Origin of the sequence: Mycobacterium sp. 852002-51163_SCH5372311 (assembly GCF_001667115.1) — a bacterium.
Classification (GTDB): Bacteria; Actinomycetota; Actinomycetes; order Mycobacteriales; family Mycobacteriaceae; genus Mycobacterium.
The window spans coordinates 1-1481 of the sequence record NZ_LZIJ01000023.1 but is presented as its reverse complement, the minus strand read 5'-3'; the positions used below and the strand labels follow the sequence as shown (position 1 = coordinate 1481).

Here is a 1481-nt window from a genome sequence, read left to right as displayed (position 1 = left end):
ACCGCGGAGGCAAGCTGCACCGGCGTTTGCGCGGGAGCCAACAGTCCCGCCGCGGCCGGCGGCGCGGTGAGGCGGCCGAGTGACACTCCGCCGCCGACCGCCGCCGTCGGTGCTTCCGTGCTGCCGAGGGCACGCACCGCGCCGGACAGACTGGCGGTTCCCAGTGCCGAAGCCCCCAGGGCCGACTCCCCTTCCGACAGGCCCTGCCCGATCTCGGGGGCCACCGCCTGCAATGCCTGAGCCGAAGTGTTCTGCGCCAGGTAGCTCAGCAGGTTGATCGGAAACCCGGACGAGATGAATTGGTTCGCATAGGTATTGGCCAGCTGAAACCAGCCGTTGTCGACGAGATCGGCGGGAGCGGCGGCGGACGGCACGGCTGCGGCTTGCGCGGCCTTGACAACCGAAGGCGGAGAAGAGAATTGGCTCAACGAAAGAGCTTGCGCCGATGCCGCCTGATAGCGATACATCGCAGCCGAGTTGTTGATCCACATGTGCTGGTACTGCGTCTCGGTCTCAGCGATCTCGGTCAGGTTTCTGCCGAATCCGTTGGTGGCGAGCAACTGTGCCAACTGAATCCTGTTGGCGCTGACCACCGCCGGGTGAACCACCGCCGAAAGCGTGGAGCCGAATGCCGCCACGGCCGCCTGCGCGGAGACGGCCAGCTGCTGGCACTGCTGCGCCGTCCCAAGCAACCAGGTGAGGTAGGGGCTCGCCGCCTGGATCATCGCCGACGAGGACGGACCGCGCCACGTCTCGCTCAATGCGGACAACACCTGACCACAGGAGCGAGCGGCGTCCTCGAGATCGGCACCCAGCCGCTGCCACGCGCCGGAGGCCTCGACCAGTGATTCCGCACCCGGTCCCGAATGGATCAGCGCCGAGCTGACCTCGGGGGGCAATGATGTGAAGTCCACAGAATCTTAATTGATTACGAAAGGAAAGTTTTTGGAACATCTCGTCGACGACGGCGGGAAAAACCCTGGAACATTGTGCGTCGACGACCGGCGTCGCATCACGAGATGGCGCCGACCGCGGTGGTCAGTCGCGACTTGAACTCGGTGGGAACGGGCACGTATCCGTTGTCCGCCAGGCCATTCTGGCCGGCCCCGATCGTGGTTTGCAGGAACGCCTTCACCGCCGTGCCGACCTGCGCATCGGGATACTTCGAGCAGACGATCTCGTACGTCGCCAGCACGATCGGGTAGGAGCCGGGCTGGTTCGGCCGGTAGAACGAGATCGTGTCCAGGGCCAGATCATTGCCCGTTTTGGTGAACCAGGCCGCCGCGACGGTCTTCCCCACCGAGCCGGCGCTGATCGCTACCGGGTCGGGGCCGGCCGACGTGACGAGCTTGGCGGTGTTCAGCCGTTGCGCCTTGGCGAACGACCATTCGACGTAGGTGATCGAACCTTCGGTACGTTTGACGGCCGCGGCGGCGCCGTCGTTGCCCGTGGCGCCCTCGCCGACGCCGCCGTTGAACGTC

General features: G+C 65.9%; 2 protein-coding genes. Both read right to left on the bottom strand.

Annotated elements, in window-relative coordinates; all coding sequences use genetic code 11:
• Window positions 1-914: PPE family protein (locus tag A5791_RS03205; protein WP_067230942.1), on the bottom strand; the 914-nt coding region annotated here is incomplete at its 3' end.
• Between the two features lie 98 nt (window positions 915-1012).
• The coding region (locus A5791_RS03200; protein ID WP_197504589.1) for a substrate-binding domain-containing protein at window positions 1013-1481 on the bottom strand (469 nt) is incomplete at its 5' end.